At 64.1% G+C, this 23,584-nt stretch carries 21 protein-coding genes and 1 pseudogene; 9 read left to right on the plus strand and 13 right to left on the minus strand.

Annotation, left to right across the window (positions count from 1 at the left end; all coding sequences use genetic code 11):
• Positions 1–124: 124 nt before the first annotated feature.
• From fixL to SE91_RS22020, 4 genes are all read left to right on the plus strand, one after another.
• Entirely contained in the window at positions 125–1,642 is a 1,518-nt protein-coding gene (gene fixL, locus SE91_RS22005) for a sensor protein FixL (protein WP_082813777.1), read from the plus strand.
• A gap of 3 nt (positions 1,643–1,645) precedes the next feature.
• Positions 1,646–2,263 carry a response regulator FixJ gene (gene fixJ / locus SE91_RS22010; protein WP_061849089.1) on the plus strand — a complete coding sequence of 206 codons (618 nt, stop codon included), beginning with the start codon at positions 1,646–1,648 and terminating at the stop codon, positions 2,261–2,263.
• A gap of 60 nt (positions 2,264–2,323) precedes the next feature.
• Entirely contained in the window at positions 2,324–2,746 is a 423-nt protein-coding gene (locus tag SE91_RS22015) for a response regulator (RefSeq protein WP_008550658.1), read from the plus strand.
• A gap of 103 nt (positions 2,747–2,849) precedes the next feature.
• Positions 2,850–3,563 (plus strand): helix-turn-helix domain-containing protein, encoded by a 714-nt coding sequence (locus SE91_RS22020; RefSeq protein ID WP_061851239.1) that lies wholly within the window; start codon positions 2,850–2,852, stop codon positions 3,561–3,563.
• A 43-nt stretch (positions 3,564–3,606) separates the two neighbouring features.
• On the opposite strand, the gene SE91_RS22025 is transcribed toward SE91_RS22020, so the two are convergent.
• The 4 genes from SE91_RS22025 to SE91_RS22040 form a co-directional block, all read right to left on the minus strand.
• Positions 3,607–4,920: an MFS transporter gene (locus SE91_RS22025; protein ID WP_061849090.1), complete on the minus strand. Its 1,314-nt coding sequence runs from the start codon at positions 4,918–4,920 to the stop codon at positions 3,607–3,609.
• A 23-nt stretch (positions 4,921–4,943) separates the two neighbouring features.
• Positions 4,944–5,477 carry a PRC-barrel domain-containing protein gene (locus SE91_RS22030; RefSeq protein ID WP_061849091.1) on the minus strand — a complete coding sequence of 178 codons (534 nt, stop codon included), beginning with the start codon at positions 5,475–5,477 and terminating at the stop codon, positions 4,944–4,946.
• 18 nt (positions 5,478–5,495) lie between these two features.
• Positions 5,496–7,700 carry an amylo-alpha-1,6-glucosidase gene (locus SE91_RS22035; RefSeq protein ID WP_061849092.1) on the minus strand — a complete coding sequence of 735 codons (2,205 nt, stop codon included), beginning with the start codon at positions 7,698–7,700 and terminating at the stop codon, positions 5,496–5,498.
• Between the two features lie 157 nt (positions 7,701–7,857).
• A complete protein-coding gene (locus SE91_RS22040) occupies positions 7,858–9,621 on the minus strand; it encodes an ABC transporter ATP-binding protein (RefSeq protein ID WP_061849093.1) in 1,764 nt (587 codons plus the stop codon).
• 273 nt (positions 9,622–9,894) lie between these two features.
• Between SE91_RS22040 and SE91_RS22045 the strand changes: the two genes are divergently transcribed.
• Positions 9,895–10,965 (plus strand): glycosyltransferase family 4 protein, encoded by a 1,071-nt coding sequence (locus SE91_RS22045; RefSeq protein WP_060735406.1) that lies wholly within the window; start codon positions 9,895–9,897, stop codon positions 10,963–10,965.
• A 222-nt stretch (positions 10,966–11,187) separates the two neighbouring features.
• On the opposite strand, the gene SE91_RS38165 is transcribed toward SE91_RS22045, so the two are convergent.
• The 4 genes and pseudogenes from SE91_RS38165 to SE91_RS22060 all read right to left on the minus strand — a co-directional run bounded on the left by SE91_RS38165 (position 11,188) and on the right by SE91_RS22060 (position 15,297).
• Entirely contained in the window at positions 11,188–12,468 is a 1,281-nt protein-coding gene (locus tag SE91_RS38165) for a TRAP transporter large permease (protein WP_245318608.1), read from the minus strand.
• A gap of 219 nt (positions 12,469–12,687) precedes the next feature.
• Positions 12,688–13,389 (minus strand): annotated as a pseudogene (locus SE91_RS38170) (TRAP transporter small permease); the annotation flags it as partial.
• A complete protein-coding gene (locus SE91_RS22055; protein WP_061849095.1) occupies positions 13,317–14,318 on the minus strand; it encodes a DctP family TRAP transporter solute-binding subunit in 1,002 nt (333 codons plus the stop codon). The gene SE91_RS22055 and the pseudogene SE91_RS38170, both read right to left, overlap by 73 nt.
• Positions 14,319–14,526: 208 nt before the next feature.
• Positions 14,527–15,297, minus strand: a complete 771-nt coding sequence (locus SE91_RS22060; RefSeq protein WP_061849096.1) for a methyltransferase domain-containing protein — start codon at positions 15,295–15,297, stop codon at positions 14,527–14,529.
• Positions 15,298–15,436: 139 nt separating this feature from the next.
• On the opposite strand from SE91_RS22060, the gene SE91_RS22065 reads away from it, so the two are divergent.
• Positions 15,437–16,180: an SDR family NAD(P)-dependent oxidoreductase gene (locus SE91_RS22065; RefSeq protein ID WP_061849097.1), complete on the plus strand. Its 744-nt coding sequence runs from the start codon at positions 15,437–15,439 to the stop codon at positions 16,178–16,180.
• A gap of 136 nt (positions 16,181–16,316) precedes the next feature.
• Here SE91_RS22065 and SE91_RS22070 read toward each other — a convergent pair whose 3' ends face one another.
• From SE91_RS22070 to cax, 5 genes are all read right to left on the minus strand, one after another.
• Positions 16,317–16,934, minus strand: coding sequence for a DsrE family protein (locus SE91_RS22070; protein ID WP_082813778.1), 618 nt, complete (start codon positions 16,932–16,934; stop codon positions 16,317–16,319).
• Positions 16,935–16,958: 24 nt separating this feature from the next.
• A complete protein-coding gene (locus tag SE91_RS22075; RefSeq protein WP_245318489.1) occupies positions 16,959–17,588 on the minus strand; it encodes a hypothetical protein in 630 nt (209 codons plus the stop codon).
• Entirely contained in the window at positions 17,585–18,628 is a 1,044-nt protein-coding gene (locus SE91_RS22080) for a TAXI family TRAP transporter solute-binding subunit (RefSeq protein ID WP_197489498.1), read from the minus strand. Before SE91_RS22080 ends, SE91_RS22075 begins: the two co-directional genes overlap by 4 nt.
• Before the next feature lie 54 nt (positions 18,629–18,682).
• On the minus strand, positions 18,683–20,308 hold the full coding sequence (locus SE91_RS22085) for a coiled-coil domain-containing protein (RefSeq protein ID WP_061849098.1): 1,626 nt from the start codon (positions 20,306–20,308) through the stop codon (positions 18,683–18,685).
• 340 nt (positions 20,309–20,648) lie between these two features.
• A complete protein-coding gene (cax, locus tag SE91_RS22090) occupies positions 20,649–21,749 on the minus strand; it encodes a calcium/proton exchanger (protein WP_061849099.1) in 1,101 nt (366 codons plus the stop codon).
• A gap of 223 nt (positions 21,750–21,972) precedes the next feature.
• On the opposite strand from cax, the gene SE91_RS22095 reads away from it, so the two are divergent.
• From SE91_RS22095 to SE91_RS22105, 3 genes are all read left to right on the plus strand, one after another.
• Complete coding sequence (locus tag SE91_RS22095) at positions 21,973–22,404, plus strand: pyridoxamine 5'-phosphate oxidase family protein (RefSeq protein ID WP_061849100.1); 432 nt, start codon at positions 21,973–21,975, stop codon at positions 22,402–22,404.
• A gap of 15 nt (positions 22,405–22,419) precedes the next feature.
• On the plus strand, positions 22,420–22,695 hold the full coding sequence (locus SE91_RS22100; RefSeq protein ID WP_061849101.1) for a hypothetical protein: 276 nt from the start codon (positions 22,420–22,422) through the stop codon (positions 22,693–22,695).
• Positions 22,696–23,000: 305 nt separating this feature from the next.
• The coding region (locus SE91_RS22105; protein ID WP_156490039.1) for an MFS transporter at positions 23,001–23,584 on the plus strand (584 nt) is incomplete at its 3' end.

The raw sequence follows: 23,584 nt of genomic DNA on the forward strand, positions 1-23,584 counted from the left end.
CGCGTCGTGGCGCGGGAATTCCTTCAGTGGAATCAGACATCCGAACTTGCCTCCGGCTCGCCCTTGGGCGAAATTGCCGCCATGTTCGCGGCGGCCGGCGCCGCACGAGAATGGGAGTCACTGCTTGTCGCCGACCCGTGTAACGCATCCGCCAGACGACGGTCGGGGTGAGCATTTCCGGGTGCGGATCGAAGGGTTCGGCGTCGGTACCTGGGACCTCGACCTCACGACGCGGGACTTGGACTGGTCGGATACCGCCAGGAGCCTGCTCGGCATCGAGCGGGAACAGCCGCCGAGCTATGAACTCTTCCTGTCACGCCTCGAACCCAGGGACCGCGCACGCGTAGAGATCGCGATCGCGCGCGTCTCGGAGCGTGGCGGCGGCCTGGACGTGTCTTTCAAGGTCGCTGCTGGCTCCGGCAGCGGGCAATGGATCCGCGCCCGGGCGGGAGTCATCCGGGACGAAGCCGGCGTCGCCCGTCATCTCAGCGGCATCTTTCTCGACATCGACGAGGAGAAGCAGGTCGAGGAGGCGCTGCGCACGCGCGAGACTCACCTCCGCTCTATCCTCCAGACCATTCCCGATGCCATGATCGTCATCGACGGCCATGGCATCATGCAGCTCTTCAGCACGGCTGCCGAGCGCCTGTTCGGCTGGTCCGAGCATGAGGCGATCGGCCAGAACGTCAACATCCTGATGCCGGAGCCCGACCGCACCCGCCACGACGGCTACATCGCGCGCTATCGCTCGACCGGCGATCCGCACATCATCGGCATCGGCCGCATCGTCACCGGCAAGCGCCGCGACGGCACGACCTTTCCGATGCATCTGTCGATCGGCGAGATGCAGTCCGGCGGCGAACCCTATTTCACCGGCTTCGTCCGCGACCTCACCGAGCACCAGCAGACCCAGGCCCGGCTCCAGGAACTGCAGTCCGAGCTCGTCCACGTGTCCCGGCTGACCGCAATGGGCGAAATGGCCTCCGCGCTCGCCCACGAGCTCAACCAGCCGCTGGCGGCGATCAGCAATTACATGAAGGGATCGCGGCGGCTGCTCGCCGGCAGCAGCGATCCCAACACGTCGAAGATCGAGAGCGCGCTGGACCGCGCCTCGGAGCAGACCTTGCGCGCCGGCCAGATCATCCGGCGCCTGCGCGACTTCGTTTCGCGTGGCGAGTCGGAGAAGCGGGTCGAGAGCCTGTCCAAGCTGATCGAGGAGGCGGGCGCGCTAGGGCTCGCCGGCGCGCGCGAGCAGAACGTGCAGCTCCGCTTCAGCCTCGATCCCACCGCCGATCTCGTTCTCGCCGACCGGGTGCAGATCCAGCAGGTGCTGGTCAATCTGTTCCGCAACGCCCTGGAGGCGATGGCGCAGTCGCCGCGGCACGAGCTCGTGGTCGCCAACCGGCGCGTCGCTGACGACATGATCGAGGTCGAGGTCTCCGACACCGGCTCCGGCTTCCAGGGCGACGTCATTCCAAACCTGTTCCAGACCTTCTTCACCACCAAGGAAACCGGCATGGGCGTCGGCCTGTCCATCAGCCGCTCGATCATCGAGGCTCACGGCGGCCGCATGTGGGCCGAAAGCAATGCATCGGGCGGGGCGACATTCCGCTTCACCCTGCCGGCAACCGACGAGAACTGATTCATGACGACCAAGAGACATGTCTACGTCATCGACGACGACGCCGCGATGCGGGACTCGCTGAATTTCCTGCTGGATTCCTCAGGCTTCGGCGTCACGCTATTCGACAACGCGAAGGATTTCATCAACACCCTGCCCGGCCTCGCCTTCGGTTGCGTCGTCTCCGACGTGCGGATGCCTGGAATGGACGGGATCGAGCTTCTCAAGCGCATGAAGGCGCAGAACAGCCCGTTTCCGATTCTGATCATGACCGGCCATGGCGACGTGCCGCTCGCGGTCGAGGCGATGAAGCTCGGCGCAGTCGACTTCCTGGAGAAACCGTTCGAGGACGATCGTCTGATCACCATGATCGAAACGGCGATCCGCCAGGCCGAACCGGCAGCCAAGAGCGAAGCCATTTCGCAGGACATCGCCGCCCGCGTCGCCTCCTTGAGCCCACGGGAGCGCCAGGTCATGGAGGGACTGATTGCCGGCCTCTCCAACAAGCTGATCGCCCGCGAATACGACATCAGCCCGCGGACGATCGAAGTGTACCGGGCCAATGTGATGACCAAGATGCAGGCCAACAGCCTTTCGGAGCTCGTCCGCATGGCGATGCGCGCCGGCATGCTCAACGATTGAGGAAGCCGGCCTTGAGGCAGGTCAAGTTTGGCTTCCGTGCGCTGTGATAGCCAAGGCTGCATGATCGAGGTTGGCTCGCACCCTCAGCGGCTCGCAATGGCGTCATCGGCAAAACCCACCATCTACGTGGTCGACGACGATGCCGCTGTGCTGGGATCCCTGCAATTCCTTCTGGAAACCGACGGCTTCGCCGTGCGGACCTTCAGGAATGCGACGGCGCTACTCAACGCCACCGGCACACGTGGCGCCGATTGCTACGTGATCGACTACAAGATGCCCGACATCAATGGCCTTGAGCTCGTCGGCCGGCTGCGCGAAGCCGACGGCGATGTCCCGGTCGTCCTGATCACCGGATACCCGGACCGGAATATCTCGGCCCGGGCCGCCGCTGCGGGCGTCAAAGATGTGATTCTCAAGCCGCTTCTTGACGAAAACCTGGTCAAACGTATCCGCCGCGTCATTCAGGACCGGCGAGGAAATTGACCTACGGGATTCTACGTAAGGCGACCCCCTTAAGATATCGCTCGAAATTTTCGAAGCCCCCGATACCGCGTACCAATGCGTCATCACAACGGAGATGGCGCAGATGCTGACCCAGACGATCAACACCCAGACGATCAACACCCAGGCGATCAACACGCAAATTCGCGGCAAGATTGCCCCTGCCCATCCCGTGACCGACCAGTTCGGCGCGATCACCGGCCATGTCGGCCTCGTCGCCACCGAGTTCTCCTATCGCAAGGACGAGGAAATCTACGGCGAGGACGAGCCGGCCGAATATGTCTACCAGGTCATGTCAGGCGCAGTGCGCAGCTACAAGCTCCTCTCCGACGGCCGTCGCCAGATCGGCGCCTTCCATCTGCCCGGCGACGTGTTCGGCCTCGAATCCGGCACCACTCACCGCCTCGCCGCCGAAGCCATCATCGACACCACCGTGCGTCTCGTGAAGCGCGCCAGCCTCGAAAAGGCCGCCGGCGTCGACGTCCAGGTCGCCCGCAAGCTCTGGGCCATGACGGCTTCCGAGCTGCGCCACGCCGAAGACCACATGCTGCTCCTGGGCCGGAAGACCGCGATGGAGCGCGTTGCGACCTTCCTGCTCGAAATGGATCGCCGCCTCGCCGTCGCCGGCATGATGGCGCTGCCGATGTGCCGCCGCGACATCGGCGACTATCTCGGCCTTACGCTCGAGACCGTGTCACGCGCGCTGTCGCAGCTTCACACCCAGGGCATCCTGGGCTTCTCCGGTGCCCGCCAGATCGTGCTGCGCAACCGCCAGCGCCTGCACAATCTCGACGCCTGATTTTCAGACGACTTCCTTTCCCACATTGGCCGGCTGAACTCGTTCAGCCGGCCCTTGCTTTTGTGGGGACCAGATCCGTACGTCGCGTCTCCGGCATCACAAAGAAGATGAGCAGAAGTCCCGCCGCGGCGACGCCCGACAATCCGATGAACGCGGTGGCATTGCCGAACTTGTCGCTGACATAGCCGCCAAGTACGGTACTCAACGACGCGCCAATGCCCGTTGCGGTGCCGACGATGCCCTGCGCCAGGTTGAAATGCCCGCTGCCGAAGGCGACGTCGGCGACGATCAGCGGGATCATCACCGCGAAGACCGCCGCGGTAATGCCGTCGAACACCTGCACGAGCACCAGGAGATAGGGATCGCGCACGGTCGCGAACAACAGGCCGCGGATCGCCAGCGCGCCGAACCCGATCAGCAGCAGCGGCCGCCGGCCCCAGAGCTGCGCCTTGCGCCCGACCGTCGGCGACAGCAGCGCCACGATCGCCTGCGGAACGACGATGCAGAAGGCGACCAGCACCGTCGCCCACTGGGCGGACCGCGCCGTCACCGCACTTGCGATCAACGGCATCATCGCGGCGTTCGCCAATTGCAGCAGCAACACGCTGAGCGCGAAGATGATGAGCGGGCGCTGCCGGACCAGGTGCCAGATGTTGGTGTCGCCGCGATCCGCGGAATCCCGCGGCATCTCGCCGTGACAACGGGCGATGTCGACCTCATGCTCGCGGATGCGCGAGAGCGCGATCAGCGTCGGGATCACGAGCAGGAAGGTCACGAGGAAGACGGCCCGGCTCGACAACAGATAGCCGACGGTACCCATCACCGCGGCCGCGATGCCGCTGCCCAGCGAGGCGAAGCGCGCGTTGCGGCCGAGACGCTCGCCGATCGCGAGCGGGCCGACGAGACCGAGGCTGATCGCGGCGATCGCCGGGCCAAGCACGCAACTCGCCATCGCATGCAGCGTCGCGGCGGCCACCACGACTGCGAAAATCGGCATCGCCGCATAGGCCAGCGCGCAAGCGCCGATGGTTACGATCGCGAGGGCAGCGACAAGCCGTTCCGATTTCGCAGCATCGATGATCGCGCCGCCGGGCATCTGGCCGATCAGGGCGATGATGCCTCCGATCGACAGCACGAGGCCGATCTCGACCTGGGTCCATTTCTGGGTCGTCAGATAGACCGCGATGAAGGGCCCGAATCCAGTCTGCACGTCCGCGAGGAAGAAGATGAACCAGTCGAGGCCGCGCAGGCTCTGGCGCGAGGGCGCCGGAAGGCCTGCGGCCGGTGGCGCGGCCACGTTGTCCTTTTCGACGCCGCCGTCGCGATCTGCGTGTTTCGGCTTCCTCGACAACAGCACAGGCGGTCAGCCCTCCCGGCACCTCACTGGATCGCTCGCAGCGGTTGAAGGCTCCCGGACGCACCAAGCACTACGATCGGCGTGTCCTCCTTGTATTCCGGCGCGGCCGCGACCTGCGCCTTGGTCAATTCCAGGGTGATGCTATCCTTCTTGTTGGCGATCTTGCCGAAACGCAGCGCGTTCCAGTCCACTACGATCTTGCGGCTGCCGACGCCGAGAAAGCCGCCGAAATCGATCGCAGCGGCGCGCACGTGGCCGGTGCGATCGACGATGACGTCGACGATGCGGCCCATGTCCTCGCCGGCGGCGCTGCGCACGTCGCGGCCGAGCACGCCATGCGCCTCGCTCGCGCCGATGATGGTCACGGACGGGGGTGGCGCGGCGTCCTTGGGGGTGACCGGAACGGTCGGGGCCGGCGGTTGCACCGTTGCCGGTGCGGTTGCTTCACTCGGGGGCGTGGGTGGCGCGGCGGACGGCTCCTCAGCCGCGCGCGATACGGCGACCGTCAATCCCGCGACGATCGCCACGCTCAGGACCAACCATCCGGTGGTACGCATGAACTCCTCCTCGCGTCGCTAGCGCGCCAGCACGATCGAGACCTGGATCTGGCCGCGCGTGCGCAGCACTTCCAGCGCCACGTCGTCGCCGTGGCGGCTGACGCGTAAGTCAACGCTGGATTCGCCGAGCCTGAGATCGCGCAGGATCACCTCGTTCAGGAACGCGGGCAGATGCGGATTTCGCAGCCGGATCTCGCCGCGCGCCACGTCGAACTCGATGCCGAGCGCCGCCTCCAGCAGCGTGAACGGCGTCGCGCTGGCCCAGGCCTGCGGCGCGCAGGCGACCGGATAGAGCGTCGGGCCGCGCCGTTTCTCGCGCCGGAAGCCGCAGAACAATTCGGGCAGCCGGCGCAGATCCATGTAGGTCGCCGCGTCGAACAGCCCCTTGAAGACGTGCGCCACCGAGTGCTTGAGGCCGTAGCGGGCGAGCCCGAGCGCGATCAGCGCGTTGTCGTGCGGCCAGATCGACCCGTCGTGATAGGACATGGGATTGTAGCGCACCTCGCCTTGCGCAACAGTGCGGATGCCCCAGCCCGAGAAGAAATGCGGCCGCATCAGATCGGCGGCGACGAGACGGGCGCGGTCCTCGCGGATCATGCCGCTGAACAGCACCTGCCCCGCATTCGAGGTCCGCACCTTGCAGGGGCGCTTCTTGCCGTCGAGCGCGAGCGCATAGGTGCCAAGCTCCTCGCACCAGAACGCCTTCTCGAAGCGCTCGGCCAACGCCTTGGCTTCGGCCTCGAGCTTGCGCACCCGGTCCGGCTTGCCGAGCCGCAGCGCGCAACGCGCCGCGAGCTGCTTGGCGGCGTAAACGTAGCCCTGCACTTCGGCGAGGGCGATGTTGCCCTCCGCGAGTTTCCCGTCGGCATGGAAGATCGCATCGTAGGAATCCTTCCAGCCCTGGTTGGCGAGCCCCTTCTCCGTCGCGCGCTGGTATTCGACGAAGCCGTCATTATCAGGATCGCCGGGACCATCGATCCAGGCGAGCCCCGCCTCGATCGCCGGCCACAGCTCGATCAGCGTCGCCTCGTCGCCGGTGCGCTCGAAATAGCTGCCCGCAAGCAGCACGAACAGCGCGGTCGAATCGACGCTGCCGTAATATTGCGAGAACGGCACCTCGCCGAGCGCCGCCATCTCGCCGCCGCGCATCTCGTGCAGGATCTTTCCGGGCGCAGCGTCGGCGAGCGGATCGACCGCCTTGGCCTGGAAATGCGCCAGACGCCGCAGCACGCCCTTGGCGACGCGCGGATCGACCCAGAGCATCTGCAGCGCGGTGATCAGGCCGTCGCGGCCGAACGTGGTCGAGTACCAGGGAATGCCGGCATAGGGATAGCGCCCCTGCGGCGTCTCCGTCGTCAGCATGTTGAGGTCGGCCATGGCCTGGCACAGCACCTCGTTGAAGATGTTGTTGGAGGTCTCGATGCTGGCCGCACCCACCGCATGCCGCCGCATCTCGCGGCGATGGGCCAGCAGACCCGGAAAGAACCGCGCCGGCTTTTCCGCCACCGGCCGGTTGCAGGAGACGGCAACGAACAGCGATTTGGCCTCGTGCGGATCGAGATCGAGCTGCCAGGTCGCGGCATTGACCGACAGCCGCGTCGGGCGCGGATCGAAATGCAGGCCGGTGGTGCGCTCGCTGTCATCGAGGCCGCGATACTCGAACAGCACGTCGGTCGGGCCCAGCAGCTTGCTCGTGCCGGTTCCGCGCCGCGGCCGCCGCTCGCCACGGACCTCAAACAAATCCGCGAAGTCGTTGTCGAACAGCAGTGTCAGCTCGAAGCTGGCACGCGCGTCGCCATGGTTCTGCACGCCGATACGCTGATAGGCGCTGCCGCGCCACAGGAAGATCGTGCGCACGATGTGCAGCAGGTCCTTCTGGAATACGAGGCGGCCCTGACGGTAGATATCGGGATTGGTGAGATCGACCGTCAACGCCGAATTGTCGTCGCGCAGGTTCGAGCCGAGCAGCAGCGGCTGGAGATCGTCGAGCACGAGCTCCAACCGCGCGAGATAGCGCGTGTCGTGGTGGAACAGGCCGTCCGGGCCGCCCGCCGAAGCGCCGATGTCGCCATGGCTGTCGAGCACGATGAAGGTGTCGTCGTGCTTGAGAGACCGCCGCGGCCGCGCGGCGGGCCCCGTCATCGGAATGTAGAACGTCTGCTCCGCGACGGCCTCCACCGTCTGCGACACGGAAATGATCTGGGTTACGGCTTCGGCCGACATAGCAGCTCCCCTGCGCTTGGTTCGAAACGCGACCGACTCGAACGCGACTCTAAAGCGCGATGAGATCAGGATAAATCGCCATCGCGCTCAAGGTTTGTTGTTTGAGCATGATCTTTTCGGAAAACCGCCGCACACTTTTCCGGATCATGCTTCAGGTTTACGCGGCGGCTTGTGCGAGCCGGCTCATTTCCTGCGTGACCAGCTCACGATAGGGCCCGTGTCCCTGCATCAAACGATCGGGCGAGCCGTCCTCGATGATCTTGCCGTTCCTCAGCACCACCACGCGGTCGAAATTGCGCAGCGTCGCCAGGCGGTGCGCGATCGCAATCACGGTGCGGCCGCGCATCAGGCGCGACAGCGCCTCGCGGATCGCCTCCTCCGACTCGCTGTCGAGCGCCGCGGTCGCCTCGTCCAGCAGCAGGATCGGCGCATCCTTGAGGAAGGCGCGCGCGATCGCGATGCGCTGGCGCTGGCCGCCCGACATCTTGACGCCGCGGTCGCCGACCATGGTGTCGAGCCCCTCGGGCAGGCTGTCGATGAAATCGCAGCGCGCCGCGATCGCCGCGCGCAGCACCTCGTCGTCGGTCGCGTTCGGCCGGCCGTAGCGGATGTTCTCGCGGATCGAGCGATGAAACAGCGAGATGTCCTGCGGCACCACGGAGATCGCCTCGCGCAGGCTCTGCTGCGTGACCTTTGAAATGTCCTGGCCGTCGATGGTGATGCTGCCCTCGTCGGTGTCGTAGAAGCGTTGCAGGAGCGTGAACAGCGTCGACTTGCCGCCGCCGGACTGGCCGACCAGACCGACACGCTGACCGGGCTGCAGACGCAGGCTGAAGCGTTCAAAGATCTTGTCGCCGCCGGGATAGCCGAAGGTGACGTTGTTATATGCAATAGCGGCGCCGGTCCTCACCAGAGGCTCTGCCTCCGGGTGATCACGCAGTTCGTGCGGCACCAGCAGCGTGGCGATCGCCTCGGTCAGCCGCGCGACGTGCTGAGTGACGTCAACGAGCGCCACCGCGAGATCGCGCGTTGCGCTCAGGATGGAGATGCCGAGCGTACAGACCAGCACGACGTCGCCGGTCGTCGCTTGCCCATTCTGCCAGAGCGTGATGGCCCAGGCCATCAACGCGACCGTCAAAACCACGGTGATGGCGGCGTGCAACAGCCGCAGCTTCTCCAGATAGCGCAGGCTGCGGCTTCGCGCGGTGAGCTCCCGGCTCACCGTCGCGTCGAACCGCTCATGCTCGTGGCCGATACCGCAGAACGCACGGACCAGCGGCATGTTGCTGATGACGTCGATCATCTCGCCGTCCACTGCGGCGGCCTTGTCGGCGAAATCGTCGTGAAGCGGCTTGCCGGCGGCGGCGAGGCGAAACATCGCGATCACCATGCCGCCCGCGATCACGATCAGGCCGAGCGCCATGTAAGGGCTGACGGTTCCGATCAGCGCGATCGCCGCAATTGTGGCAATGCAGGGTGGCAACACATTCCAGACGAACATGTTCTCGACCGTGAACACCGCGTTCGACGTCGCCGTGATGCGGCTCGTCAGCATCCCCGGCATGCGGTCGGAGAAATAACTCGGCGCGTGTCCGGTCAGATGGCGAAATATGTCACGCCGCAAATCACCCGTGACCCGGACAAAGGTGAAGCTCGCTGTCCAACTGGCGATCCGCCACAGAAAGTTGTCGGCCGCGATCAACGACATGAGCAGAATGAATGCCAGCCATACGCCACCGCCATACGACGGGCCCGCCGACAAGGCGTCGACAAGGGATTTGACGCCGTACTGGGTGCCTACGGAGCAGGCAACCGCGCCGACGACCGCCGCCAGGATCACCAGATGCGAAGCCATGCGCATCCGAAGATAGCGCAAGACAAAGGCAAATGGCCTGCGCGCGTATCCAGAAAGATGATCCATATGGCTATCGCCCCGTTATGCTGATTTTCGTTTTGTTACTGATCGACTGAACATCGATCTGCTCGCCCGGGTTCCCGGACCCGGCGATCACGACATGCGGATGCGGACGATCTGAGAAGATGTAGTGGCAGCATCGAGACGGCCCGCGAACGTGTCCAATTAGTAACGCTCGGGAGAAGGAACTTCGCAACTGCGGGAACGTTCCCTTGTTTGGCATGCCGGTGCCGTACTGGCGGGGGCTTCAACATTCATGATCGCAGAGGAGATGGTGAGATGCGCATCGCGCAGGTAGCTCCGTTGACGGAGGCTGTTCCACCCAAGCTGTATGGCGGCACCGAGCGGGTGGTGCATTGGTTGACGGAAGAGTTGGTGGCCCTGGGGCACGACGTGACATTGTTCGCCAGCGGCGACTCGCAGACATCGGCGAAGCTGGATGCATTATGGCCGCGGGCACTGCGCCTCGACGGTTCCGTGCGCGATCCCAATGCCCTGCACATGGTCCTGCTGGAGCGCGTGCGGCAAAAATGTGACGACGAGGAGTTCGATTTTCTCCACTTCCATCTCGACTACTATCCGTGGTCGCTGTTCCACCGGCAGCCGACGCCGTTCGTGACCACGCTACACGGCCGGCTCGACCTGCCCGAGCATCAGCCGGTTTTCAACACCTTCTCCAAGATGCCGGTCATTTCGATCTCCAATGCGCAGCGGCGGCCGGTGCCGCAGGCGAACTGGGTGACGACGATCTATCACGGTCTTCCGGAGAACCTTTTGACGCCGAAGCCGGCGAAGCAGGAGTATCTCGCCGTGCTCGGCCGCATCGCCCCCGAGAAGGGGGTCGACCGCGCCATCAAGATCGCGACCCATTGCGGCATTCCGCTGAAGATCGCGGCCAAGGTGGATCGTGCCGACCAGGATTACTATGACGAGCTGATCCGGCCGATGATCGAGAACAATCCGCTGGTCGAGTTCATCGGCGAGATCGGCGATCACGAGAAGTCGGACTTCCTGAGCGGCGCGCTCGGCCTGTTGCTGCCGATCGACTGGCCGGAACCGTTTGGCCTGGTGATGATCGAAGCCATGGCCTGCGGAACGCCGGTCGTCGCCTTCAACCGCGGCTCGGTGCCGGAGATCATCGACGAGGGGCTGACCGGCTTCGTCGTCGAGGACGTCATCAGCGCCGCTGGCGTCGTCAAACGCCTCGCACAACTCGACCGCTCTGCCATCCGCAAGCAGTTCGAGACGCGCTTCACGGCACGGCGAATGGCGCTCGACTATCTCGCCGCCTACCGCAGCCTCGCCGAGGAAAAGGCACCGCGGATCAAGCTGGTGAGCAGCGCGGAGTAGCGCTTCACAAACGCCGCTTGCGTCCATCGCCGGCGAATATAGCGCCCTCTCCCCTTGTGGGAGAGGGCTGCGACAATGGAGCGGCATACTCCCTCAAGTGAGCGGTTGTGTCCGCATCAGGACTGTCTCCGCATTGAAAGAGTCGCACGCGGAGAGAACCCTCACCCGTCTCGCCGCTACGCGGTGAGCCACCCTCGCCCACAAGGGGCGAGGCTTAAGCGGCTACATCCCCAGCAGCCGCGGCAGCCACAACGACAGGCCGGGCCAATACGTCACGACCACCAGGAAACACAGCATCGTCAACAGCCACGGCCACACTGCCACCGTGAGCTCGGTGATACCCATCTTGGCGATGCCCGAGGCGACGTAGAGGTTGAGACCGACGGGGGGATGACACAGCCCGACCTCCATGTTGACCGTCATCAGGATGCCGAAATGGATGGGGTCGATGCCGAGCTTGACCGCGACCGGAAACAGGATCGGCGCCATGATCAGGATGATCGAGGACGGCTCCATCACATTGCCCGCCAGCAGCAGCAAGAGGTTGACGAGCAGCAGGAAGCCGATCCACCCCAGGCCCTGGTCGATCATCCATTGCGCCAGCGCCTGCGGCACGTTCTCATAGGTCATCAGGAACGAGAACAGCACGGCATTGGTGATGATGTAGAGCAGCATCGCCGACAGGTTGGCCGAGGACAGCAGTACCCGCGGCACGTCGCGCAGCTTGAGATCCTTGTAGATGAACACGGCGACGATGAAAGCGTAGACCGCGCTGACGGCCGCCGCCTCGGTCGGCGTGAACAGGCCGCTGTAGATGCCGCCGATCACGATGACGATCAGCAGGATGCCCCAGATCGACTTGCGGAATGCATCAAGACGTTCGAGGAATGTCGCCTTGCGCATCCGTGGATAATCGTTGCGCCAGGCGCGATAGAACGTGGTCATGCCGAGCAGCGTGGCGAGCGCAAGCCCCGGCACGATGCCGGCGATGAACAGCTTGCCGACCGAGCTGTTGGTGGAGACGGCGTAGAGCACCATCGGAATCGACGGCGGAATGAGGATCCCGAGCGAGCCCGACGTCGTGATCACACCCGCGCCGAACCGCTTCGGAAACCCTTGCGCGACCATCGCCGGCAGGATCACCGAGCCGATCGCCACCACCGTCGCTGGCGAGGAGCCGGAGATCGCCGCGAACAGCGCGCAGGCCACCACGCCCGACAGCGCCAGACCGCCATACCAATGGCCGACCAGCGAAGTTGCGAACGCGATCATGCGGCGCGCCACGCCGCCATGGGTCAGGAAGTTGCCGGCGAGGATGAAGAACGGGATCGCCATGATCTCGAAATTCTCGATGCCGGTGAACAGCTTCAGCGCCACCGATTCGGTTCGCACGTCGGTCAGCGTGAACATGAAGCTGAGCACGGTGAGACCCAGCGCGATCGAGATCGGCATGCCCGTCAGCATCAAGGAGAGCAGAAGAGCGAACACGATGAGGACGCGCAGGCCGTGCGGCAGCGTGATGACGTGGCCCGCATGCGCAAAGCACAGCGCGACGATCAGGACCGGCAGCAGCATCAGGATCCAGCCGAGCGGGCTGCGTTCGTCCCGGACCACCTGGCTCGGCGTGACCGGCGCCGGATGCACCGGATCCGCCTCGACGCCTTCGACGCCGGCCATGTCGTGATGCGGCAGCTCGCCGGTGCGGTGGAACGACCAGGCCACCTGCAGGAAGCGGAAGCACATCAAGGCGGAGCCGAGCGGGATGGTGAGATACACCATCCACATCGGCGCTTCGAGATCGTTGGACTGCTGGCCGGTCAACCACATCTGGCTGACGAAGGCAGCGCCGAAATAGCCCACGATGGCGGTGAAGAGCGCGCCGCACAGCAGACCGAAGGTGATGACGCGGCGGCGCGATCCGCCCGGCAGGATGTTGACCAGCACGTCGACGCCGACATGGATGCCGGTGCGCACGCCATAGGCGGCGCCGAACTTCGCCATCCAGATAAACATGTAGATGCAGAGCTCCTGCGCCCAGGACAGGTCGAGCGCGGCGAGCCAGACGAACGCCGCGCGCGCGGGCACGGCAAGGAAGGCCAGGTTGCGGGCCTCCGCCCATTTGGCGATGTCGATGGAGAGGCCGGCGCCGTAACGGTGCAGCACCGCGACGAAGATCAGCGACGTCGCCGCCGCGATCATCGTCGCGATCAGCCATTCCTCGAGATGATTGAGCACCCGGTTCAGCGCACGCAGCAATTTCGTCCCCCAGCGTTTGGCTCGTCCATTCAAGAGCGAAACGGCCGGGAGTGCGATCACCCCCGACCGTTGTGTTGTCTGCTTAGGACGCGGCGTCAGTTCATCTTGACGTCGAGTTCCTTGGCGACGAGATCGAGCACCTCCTGCCCGACCCGCCCCTTCGCCCATTTGTAGGTCGGCTGCATCGCCTCCTGCCACGCCTTGCGATCGGCGTCGGTAAGGTAATGCAGCGTGGTCTTGCCCGTCTTCTTGATCTCCGCCAGCGCATCCTCGTTCTCCTGGCGCGCGATCGAGTTGGTGTAGTCGGTCGCCTCCGCCATCGCCTTGTCGAGCTGGGTGCGGATGTCGGGCGGCAGGCCCGACCAAAACTTGGCGTTGACGATGACGGCATATTGCAGATGCGCATGATAGGACACGGTGATGTCCTTCTGCACCTCGTAGAACTTCTGCGTCAGATAGTTGGACGCGGTGTTCTCGCAGCCGTCGACGACGCCGGTCTGCAGCGCCTGGTAGACTTCCGAGAACGCCATGATCTGCGGGATCGTCCCGAGCAGCCGGAAATACTGGTCCGCGACTTTCGATCCGGAGATGCGGACTTTCAACCCCTGGAAATCGGTCGGCTTCACCAGGGGGCGGTTGGCCGAGAGCATGTGGAAGCCGTTGTCCCAATAAGCGAGGCCGGTGATGCCCTTGGGCTCCAGCTTCTGGAACAGCCACTTGCCGATCGTGCCCTTTATCGCGTTGGAATAGGTCTGGTCGTCCTTGAAGAGCCAGGGCAGATCGAGCGCCTCGAACTCCTTGATGCCGAGCGGCGCGAATTTCGCGGTCGAGGGCGCCAGCATATGCACCGAGCCGAGCTGGAGCGCCTCGATCTCCTCCTTGTCCTTGTAGAGCGTGGAGTTGGGGTAGACTTCGACCTTGACCTTGCCGTCGGTGTATTTTTCGGCGAGCTCCTTGAACTTCAGCGCGCCCTTGCCCTTCGGGGTATCGTTCGCCACGACATGACTGAACTTGATGACGATGGGGCTCTGGGCCTGGGCGATAGGAGCGAAGAGAACAGCCGTGGCGGCGACCGCAAGGAGTAGCAGCTTGCGCATGAAGGTACCTCCCAACAACCTTTAAACGGGGTCTTTTTGTTTTGCCGTCGAGTCTTGCACGTCGTTAGTTGGCAGCAATCCACCGTCCGAACAACTAGACCTAAGCCCAGCTTGCCGCAGCCAAGCTAGCTTGACGACCGCCGGATGCGCAACCCGGCACCATGCCCATCCAAGGGAATAGCATTCATATCGCATTGCGGCAGGGCCATCAGCCTTTGCGCTGAGCGACCATGAAGAGGCGGCGGAACGGGAACAGTGTCTGCCCCGCGGCATTCTTCGGATAGGCTTTTGCGACCCGTTGCCCATAGGCCGCTTCGAACGCGGCCTTCTCGTCGCCCTGCAGGACGTCGAGATAGCGCGTCAGCCAGGTCCCCTTGGTCCATTCCTTCACGGGGTTCTCGCCTTCGAGCACCTGCAGATATTCGGTCTCCCAGATGTCGATGTTCTGCGACAGCGGCGCGAGCAGGTCATGATAGAAGGCGGGCCCTTCGACCGGCGGCGGCGTGACGAGATGCTCGACCTTGGAACGCCAGGGACCATCCAGCGCGGTCTCGCCGATCATCACATGCGAGGGCGCGGTGAAGTTGCGCGGCATCTGCACCGCGAGCATGCCGCCGGGCGTGACCTTCTCCATCACCGACGGAAACAGTGCCGCGTGATTGGGCAGCCAGTGCAGTGCGGCATTGGAATAGATCAAGTCATAGGGCTTCGCGGGATTCCAGTGGCCGAGGTCTTGATGCGACCATTCCACCTCGGGCGCGGCCTTGCGCCCCGCCGCCACCATTTCAGCCGAGCCCTCGACGCCGGTCACGCTCGCATCCGGCCAGCGCTGCTTGATCAGCTTCGTCACATTGCCGGCGCCCGCCCCAAGATCGGCGATCGTCCGGGGGGCGAAATCCGGGATGCGCATCAACAGATCGACGGCGGGCCGCAGCCGGTGGCCGGAGAACTTCAGGTATTGCTGCGGATCCCAGACCATCGTAGTGCCTTTTCTTTTTCGTGTTTCCTTCGCCTGGGCCCTTGGTTACCACTGCTCGTCCCGGTCGGGCAATTCACCCCGGCAGGAGGGCAGGAAACGAATCGCAACAATCAAAAAGCAAACAAGAGAGCGTGTGACCATGGATCTCGGGCTCAAATCGAAAACCGCCGTCGTCACCGGCGCGAGCATTGGCATCGGCCGCGCCATCGCCAAGGGCCTGGCGGCCGAAGGCGTCCGCGTCGTCGGCGTGGCGCGCCGCACCGACCTTATTGCCGAGCTTGCGAAGGAAGTCGGCGGCGGATTGATCACGCCGTTCGAGCAGGACGTGATGGCCAAGGACGCCGCGGAGAAGATCGCAGCGTTTGCGATCAAGGAGCTCGGCCATGTCGACATCCTCGTCAACAATGCCGGCGGCAGCCGCCCCCTGCCCGTCGATGCGCCCGACAGCAAATGGGACGAGGCGATCGCGCTCAACTTCACCAGCTATCGCCGAATCGCGCATGCCTTGCTGCCGCAGATGATCGAGCGCAAGTGGGGCCGCATCGTCAACATCACCGGCAAATCCGAGCCAGAAGGGCTCAACGCCGCCTTCGCCGCCAAGGCCGCGGTGCATGCCTGGGCCAAGGGCCTTTCGCGCGAGATCGGCGCGCACGGCATCACCATCAACTGCATCCCGCCCGGCCGCATCATGAGCGAGCAGATCCGCCGCAACTACCCGCCGGATTATCGCGAGCGCTTTGCGGAAGAGGAAATCCCGGTCGGCTATTGGGGCGAGCCCGAAGATCTCGCCGCTCTCGCGGTGTTCCTGGCCTCACCGGTGGCGCGCTACATCACGGGCACGGTGATCCCGGTGGACGGGGGCTTGCGGCGGTATCAATTCTAGGCGGCGCCCCGACCTGAGCGGCCCACGAAGCGCATGCACGACCGGTTTGCCGGACGGGCATGAAGTCCGGCTTCTTGCTGAAGGGACGCGACATGGTCTGACAGGGGCGCATCCCGCGGCCGCCTTGTCGCGGGCCTCACGGCTTGACGTAACTCCAGCCCTGTTCCTGCAGCTCCATGACGCGGACGACACCGGACTTGACCACCGTCGCCTGGGCGATCAGGTTGATGTCCTTGTTCTCGGCCTTGCGCATGTTGTCTTGGGTGTTGCCGCAGGCCTTGAAGGAAATTTCGGGGTTGCTCATCGCCAGCACCTCGATGCGCGGCTTCACCGGCGACGTGTCTTCGCGCAGCATGTGAAGGCCGGGGCCGAAGGTGACCACCTCGATCGACACGGGCTCACCGAGATCGCGGTAAAATTGGGCGACGTTGGTCGCATTGTTGAGCACGAGGTTCATCGTCGCCGGCTCGTTGGAATTGACTTGTAGTACCAGCTGATGCGGCTTCTTGGCGATTCCGGGGTTCGTCGCCTGAGCCATCGCTGCCCTGCTCGCAAGCTCCTGCTTGCTCGTCTGCTTCTGCGCCGGCTTGCTCGTCTGCTGCGGTTTAACGGAATACTTCTGGCTGCTGGTCTGGCTCTTCTCGCTCGCCTGCGGGAACAACTGATTGCCCTGCTGCGCCCGCGCGTTTGCGCCGACCAGAATTAGCATCGCCACGCCGCTGACGACTGCTATCGCCGACTTCTGATTGATCATCTTGTCTCTCCCTGCTCCATGACATCACCTTGCCGGTCTGACGACGCTATGTGGCCACTTGCATGCAACCGCCATTTTCTTGCGCACATTCTCGAATCCGCTGAGCAGGAATTGTCCGTCTTGTTCCGCGCCGGCGCGGGTGAAAAGGCGCACGACGATGTGACCGTCGTCGGGTAGCGAGCTTAGCAACTTTACGACGTCGCCACCGAAAGCGACGCCGGAGCCGAATGACGGGGTGGCTGCTGCGAGTTGCATTGGCGTATCTGCATTCAGCCGAAAGGAGATGACGTATTCGTTGGCGCTGCGCGACAGCGCCGGTCCGGCGACTATGACTTCCGTGCGGCCTTTGCGGCAGTGGATTGCGAGTTGCATTGCGGTGCCGTCCGAGCCGCTTACAGAAGACGTCGTGGCGGTGACGACCGGCAGATAATCTACTGGCGAGGTCGTCTCGCTGACGATCCAGCTATTGTCGGACGTCCGCCGGCCAGGCGCTGGATTCTTACGTGGTAAGTCTTTCGGACATTCCAGTCGGGCCGGTCCCTCCGCGCCCGAACAGGCCCGGAGCGATTCCATGGGATCGTTCGCGCTTTGCGCATAGGCAATTCCGCAGGCGACATTGAAGGCGACCGCGAGCGGAGAAGCCGCAGTCCTCATGGACGCGCCTGCGCGCTGCGCGCCTTGCCATCCAGCCATTCCTGCGCGGCCGGGAAGCGGGTGAGCCCGGGGACGGTTGCGGCGAGGTTGATCGACTGCCACTTCGGATCGAAGCCTGGCGCCTGGAGCCGGTCGATCCGCGCAAACAGGTAATCGACAAGGCGCGCCACGCGCTGATAGCGGTTCGAACGTTGCGGCCAGTTGAACGCGACGAGAGCTGTCGGGACCGCGATGGTCGAGACCCGCTCACCCTGTTTGATCAGGTTTGGGTATTCCTTGGCGTCCAATGTCGCGGGCAGATAATAATCCTCGAACCTCCTGTCGTAATGGACTGGGAGGAACTTGAATCCGGTCTCCCAGCGGCCGCGTACAAAGGGGTCGACGGGTTTCGACGTGATGAATACGACGGCCGACATTTCGCCCTTGCGCATCTGTTCCAGGGCAAGCTGATGCGGAATGAAGGTCTTTTCGACATCGATGCCAAGGCGGCTGAAGATCAGCGGTCCTGAATAGGCGGCGGCGGTGCCCTGGGTATTGAAGTTCACCTTCTTGCCGGCAAGGTCCTGCAGGGTTGTGATCTCGGGCCGCACGAAAATGTGCAGCTCGGACGGAAAGAGATTGAGCAGGTAGGTGATCCGACTTTGGATCTGCGGAACCTGGATCTTGTACTCTTCGAGTGCGTCGGAATTGATGATCGCGGTATCGACCCCCCGCAAATAGAGCAGCGCATTCAGGTTGTCGGTGGCCCCCCGCGTGACGATCGGCAGAAGATGCAGATCTGCTCCATCGTCGACCACGCGGGCCATTTCCGCGGCGAGGCGGATCGGTGCGCCCTCGAGCAGTCCGCCGGCGAGCCCGACGGTCCAGGCATTCATCCGGCTCTTTTCGCGCTCCTGCGGGAGAGGCTGTCGAACGACCCCCGTATCGGCTTTGGCGTTCCTCGCGGTCTGAGCTTCCAGGCGAGCTGTCTGAAGCGTCATGGCGACCGGCACCAGGCCGGCGAGCAGCAGCAACGAGAGTGACTTTGGCGCCTTGTTCATGTCATCCCCTTCTGGATAGCCAGCACAACCCTTAGGACGGCCAAGCATCCGTTCTCAGCGATGCAGCGCATCGAGCCGTTCCTTGGCTTCGCGAATTCCGCCCTTTTGCGCCTTGGCATAGAGCTCTCGCGCCTTGGCTTCTTCGCCCCGCGTTCCATACGTCCCCCAGGCGGACAAAACGGCGGGGTCATATGTCTCCGCGAGCATGAAGCTTGCCCGCGCAACGTCCTTCTCGGCCGCGAGCTCGAGTACGATCCGCGCAGCCCCAATGTTTCCCTGATCGAGCAACGCCTTGGCGCGCGGGATCAATCTCACCTCCGCCTCGATCTGATTTGCTGAGGTCAGCGGCTCCGCCGCGGTCGCGTCTATGGGCTGCGGCCGGGGCGAGATCCGGCCCAGGCTTGTTTGCTCCATCAGGAGGCGGACACTGGCAAGGCTCCATGCCGATGCGAGGGCGCGCTCCCGAGCTTCGATCCGTTCCCGTTGCAGTGCCTGCCGCAGTTCAACAATCTCCCGGTTCGTCGCCTCTTTCTGCTGCGAGGCCTCATCGCTCGCCTCACGCAAGCGCGCGTTCCAGCTCTCGGCCTCGCGGCGCGCTCCGGTAAGCTCCTCCGCCAGCGAGGCCGCATATGCGTGGGCCTCTTCGAGAGCGTGTCGTTGTCGTTCGGCATTGGCCGCTGCGACTTGCGCTGCCTTGGCCTCGGCGACGAGCTCGGCGTTCTTCTGCCGCGCATCTTGCAAGGATTGCCGCAGCTCCGCGATTTCCCGCTCCGCCGCCTCGCTTTGATCCGCGGCTGCAGCTTCCGATCTGCGCGGTCTTCCCGCGAGTTCGCTCGCGAGCGCGGCAGCACGTGATTGCGTCTCGCGGCGTTGCTCCTCGGCGCTCTCAGCTGCGGCCTGCGCGGCGTTCGCCTGCCTCACGAGGAGAGTGTTCCTTTGCCGCTCATGCAGCAGCGACTGCTGAAGCTCTGCGATCTCCAAAGCCGCTGCTTCTCGCTGCTGCGCGGCCACATCGTCCGCGGCGCGCGATTGTGCGATACGGTTGTCGATCTCGCCCCGGGCTACGGCGAGGTCGTTCGCGAGCTCGACGCCGCGGGCCTGCTCCTGTTGGAGGGATTTTCGCAACTCCTCCAGGGCGGCTTCCGCCGTGTGCGTGCGCTGGACCCCCTCTTCGAGCTCTCTGCGCGCCGCGGCCAGCTCATTGGCGAGTGCTTCACTGCGCGGAGCGTCTTCGTCCAGCCGCTGCGCGGCTCGCACCACGCTGGCTGGCTCTTCCTCCATCAAGGATCCCGGCGAGCCGCGTCGCAGGAGTGCTGGCGATCCGACCGTGATGTCCGGCCGCTGATTGTGATCAAGGACGCTCTCGACACCGACGCGCGCCGTTTCCGGAGAAGGTCGCCCGTCGAATGGCCCGAACACGCCGAGCAGGGAAGCCCCAACAAGGATGGAGGGGATCAGAATGGCAGCCGCCACGAATGCACGGCCCGATCGCTCGCCCTCCGGATCGACATCCTCGATTGCCAGATACCAATGGGTGGGAGCACCGTTGATTGGAGAGCCGTCCTGCCACACCCATTGGCCCGCCTCGAGTGACCAGTGGCCGACCTCGACAGCACCGGTCGCATCTTCCAGCCAGATGTCTTCTCCATTCTTCGGTGCAGTATCAATTGGTCGGCGCATGTCTCACGCCCCCTCCGACAGCAACCCCAATGGAACTGATGGCCCAGCCTGTTCGCATGGTTCCAGTCCTCGACGAGAACACGCACAAATCGAAACGAGGTAAGCGCCGCGAGCGCCGGCTATTTAAATTTATTTATTTAATTCAAAATTAATATGATTAACCATCTGCAAAGTCAAATTAAATCATGCTTTGCGGCACCGCCGGCTGGGACATCGCCCCGGAAGTCGACCGCACCAACCGGACGCGCAGATTGGCCTGAGCGCTCGGAGGACGGCATAGGGCTGGCTGCTCCTTTGCTCATTCCATCCCGCATCCCCTCAGCCGACGGGCGAGCGAACGTCAGCCCTGGCCCGCCGGCGGGACGACATACAGCGTCAGCGCAAAGACCGCATAGATGAAGATCATCAGCGCACCGACGAACCATGCCGAGCGTCCGCTCGCGGTGATGAAGGCCGCCGTGATCGTTGCGATCATCACCATCGTGACGGCGCCCGGCCAGAACTGCAGGTCCATCGGCTTCGGCCCCACGGCATAGCTGAGCAGCACCAGCGCAGGCGCAACGAACAGCGCGATTTGCGAGGCGCTGCCGAGCGCAATGCTGACGCTCATGTCGAGCCGGTTCTTGCGCGCGGCGGCAAAGGCAACTGCGAATTCGGCGGCGGCGCCGACCAGCGAGACGACGATGAAGCCGACGAAAGCCGGGCTCATCCCGAACGTTTCCGCCGCCTTCTGGACCGATTCCACGAAGATCTCGCTCACCAGCGCGACCAGCACGGTGACGACCAGCAATGTCCCGACCGCGATTCCGATCGGCCAGTGCGCTTCCTCCTCGCCGCCATGGTCGGCGCCTGCAAACAGCTCCTTGTGGGTCCGGAGCGAGAACACCAAGCCAAGCGCGTAGGCGGTGATCAGCAGGACTGAAATGCCGACGCTGAGCTTGTGAATAATGGCCCCGTCCTGGGGCAGATGGTCGAGATCGGCGACCGCCGACGGCGCGAGCAGGGCGACGGTTGCCATCAGCAACAGGCCGGACGAGAGCCGCGCGCCGGCGCGATTGTACTCCTGCACGTGGTAGCGCAGACCGCCGAGCAGCAGGCAGGCCCCCAACATGAAAACCGCATTGGTGACGATCGCGCCCGCAATCGAAGCCTTCACCAGCATGTACTGACCTGCCCGCAGCGCCGTGATGGCAATGATCAGTTCCGTCAAATTGCCGAGCGTGGCATTGAGCAGGCCGCCCACGGCGTCGCCGGTCTTCGCAGCGACCGCCTCGGTGGCGTGGCTGAGCAGGGCCGCCAGCGGCACGATGGCGAGCACGGCCAGCACGAACAGGAGCGTGTGGGAATGCGGCACCACCGCCTCGGCCACCAGCACGATCGGCACGAAGACCAGCATCCAGAGCAAAGGGGTATTCCGGATCTCGCTGAACAGAGTCTGCATATTCGCCCGCCCTCGATCGATGCGCTGATGGAAGGGTCCGGCGCGTTCGCGGCGCGAGTCTTGATCTGGCTCAACGAGAGAGGGTTAGAGGCCTGTTGAGGCGGCGCTACCAAACGGAGTGGTGCGCGGGTCATGGACCGAAGCGTGCGGGCACGCACCTCTCTATTGTTTGGGAACATGGGCCCGATCCCGTCGTTGCTCCCGCTCCACTGGAGGAGACTTCATGCCCAAGACATCGCTCGCCGAGATCGCAAAAGACATGGCCGGCATCGACATCGCCATTCTGTCGACCCACACCGAGAACGGCGAGATTGCCAACCGTCCCATGAGCAACAACGGCGACGTCGCCTACGACGGCACCTCGTACTACTTCACCTACGAACAGGCGCGGACAGTATCGGATATCGAGCGCAACCCGAAAGTGGCGCTCGGATTTTCATCGGAAGCGGGCCTGTTCTCGAAGGGGATTTACGTGGCCGTTGAAGGGACTGCCGAACTGATCCGGGACAAGGCGGCCTTCCAGCAGCATTGGACGAGCGATCTCGACAAATGGTTTGACGACGGCATCGATACGCCGGGCATCGTCCTGATCAGGGTCAAGGCCAACCGCATAACCTATTGGAAAGGCCGTGAAGAGGGTGAGGTCGAGCTCTGATCGTGGCCGGCGGTCGTGCGGCGGTTTTTCGAGTGGTCCTTCCGGAGCCGCGAAACAGGCGCCATCACGATCGCTCAGTGGCCGAACCTCGTTTTATGGATCGTGATCGTCGCGGCCGTTCTGCTCTGGTTCTGGCCGTACGCAGGCAGAGCCAGCATCGTCTTGACCGTCATCGTGAAAGCCGGACTCGTCATCTGGGGCGCCGACGAGATCCTCCGTGGCGTCAATCCCTGGCGGCGCTGTCTCGGCGCTGCCGTCGTCGTCTATGAGCTCATGACGCTTGTGACGTGAAGGGCCGTCCAGGTCCTCCGTCACGATAGCATCCTGCCAGTGTTTTGCCCGACGGGTCAACTTGACCGGGGTCGTTGATGTCGCCGCAAGGCGATTCGAAAAACCCTTATCGATCAAGGACTCGTCTACTGTGCATGGGGTTGTTTTCGCCCTTATGTTTGCTCCTCTTGAAAAAATGCACTCGGCGGCACTCACCCTCCCGCCTTCGCGCATACACAGCATGCAAGCATATGCCTGTGGCAGAGGCGTTCGGCGTAGTACATGCCGAAAGCCCCTTCACGCGCGGACGCAATGACACCAAGGCAATGACAATCACGTTACCCGCCGCCGCGCGCGAGCCCGATACTACCATGTCCGACGGCCTGCCCGCCGCGCAGCGGCGCTGGGCGATTGCCGCGATCTTCACGGCGCTCGCGATGGCCTCGCTCGACACTGCGATCGCCAACATCGCCCTGCCCGCCATCGCCGCCGACCTGCATGTCACGCCGGAGCAGTCGGTCTGGGTCGTCAACGTCTACCAGATCGCCCTGGTGGCGACGCTGCTGCCGCTCGGGGCGCTCGGCGAGATCGTCGGGCACCAGCGCATCTATCTCGGCGGCCTGATCCTGTTCACCATCGCCTCGCTGTTCTGCGCGGTGGCGTGGTCGCTGGACAGCCTGCTCGTCGCGCGCACGCTGCAAGGGTTAGGGGCCAGCGGCATCATGAGCGTCAACACGGCGCTGGTGCGCTTCGTCTATCCCGGGCGGATGCAAGGCCGCGGCTTCGGCCACAACGCGCTGGTAGTCGCGACCGCCTTCACCTTCGGTCCCTCGATTGCGTCGGCGATCCTGGCGCTCGGCCCATGGCCGTGGCTGTTCGCCGTCAACATCCCGTTCGGCCTCGTCGCGAT

Origin of the sequence: Bradyrhizobium sp. DOA1, from assembly GCF_001593325.1 — a bacterium.
Classification (GTDB): Bacteria; Pseudomonadota; Alphaproteobacteria; order Rhizobiales; family Xanthobacteraceae; genus Bradyrhizobium.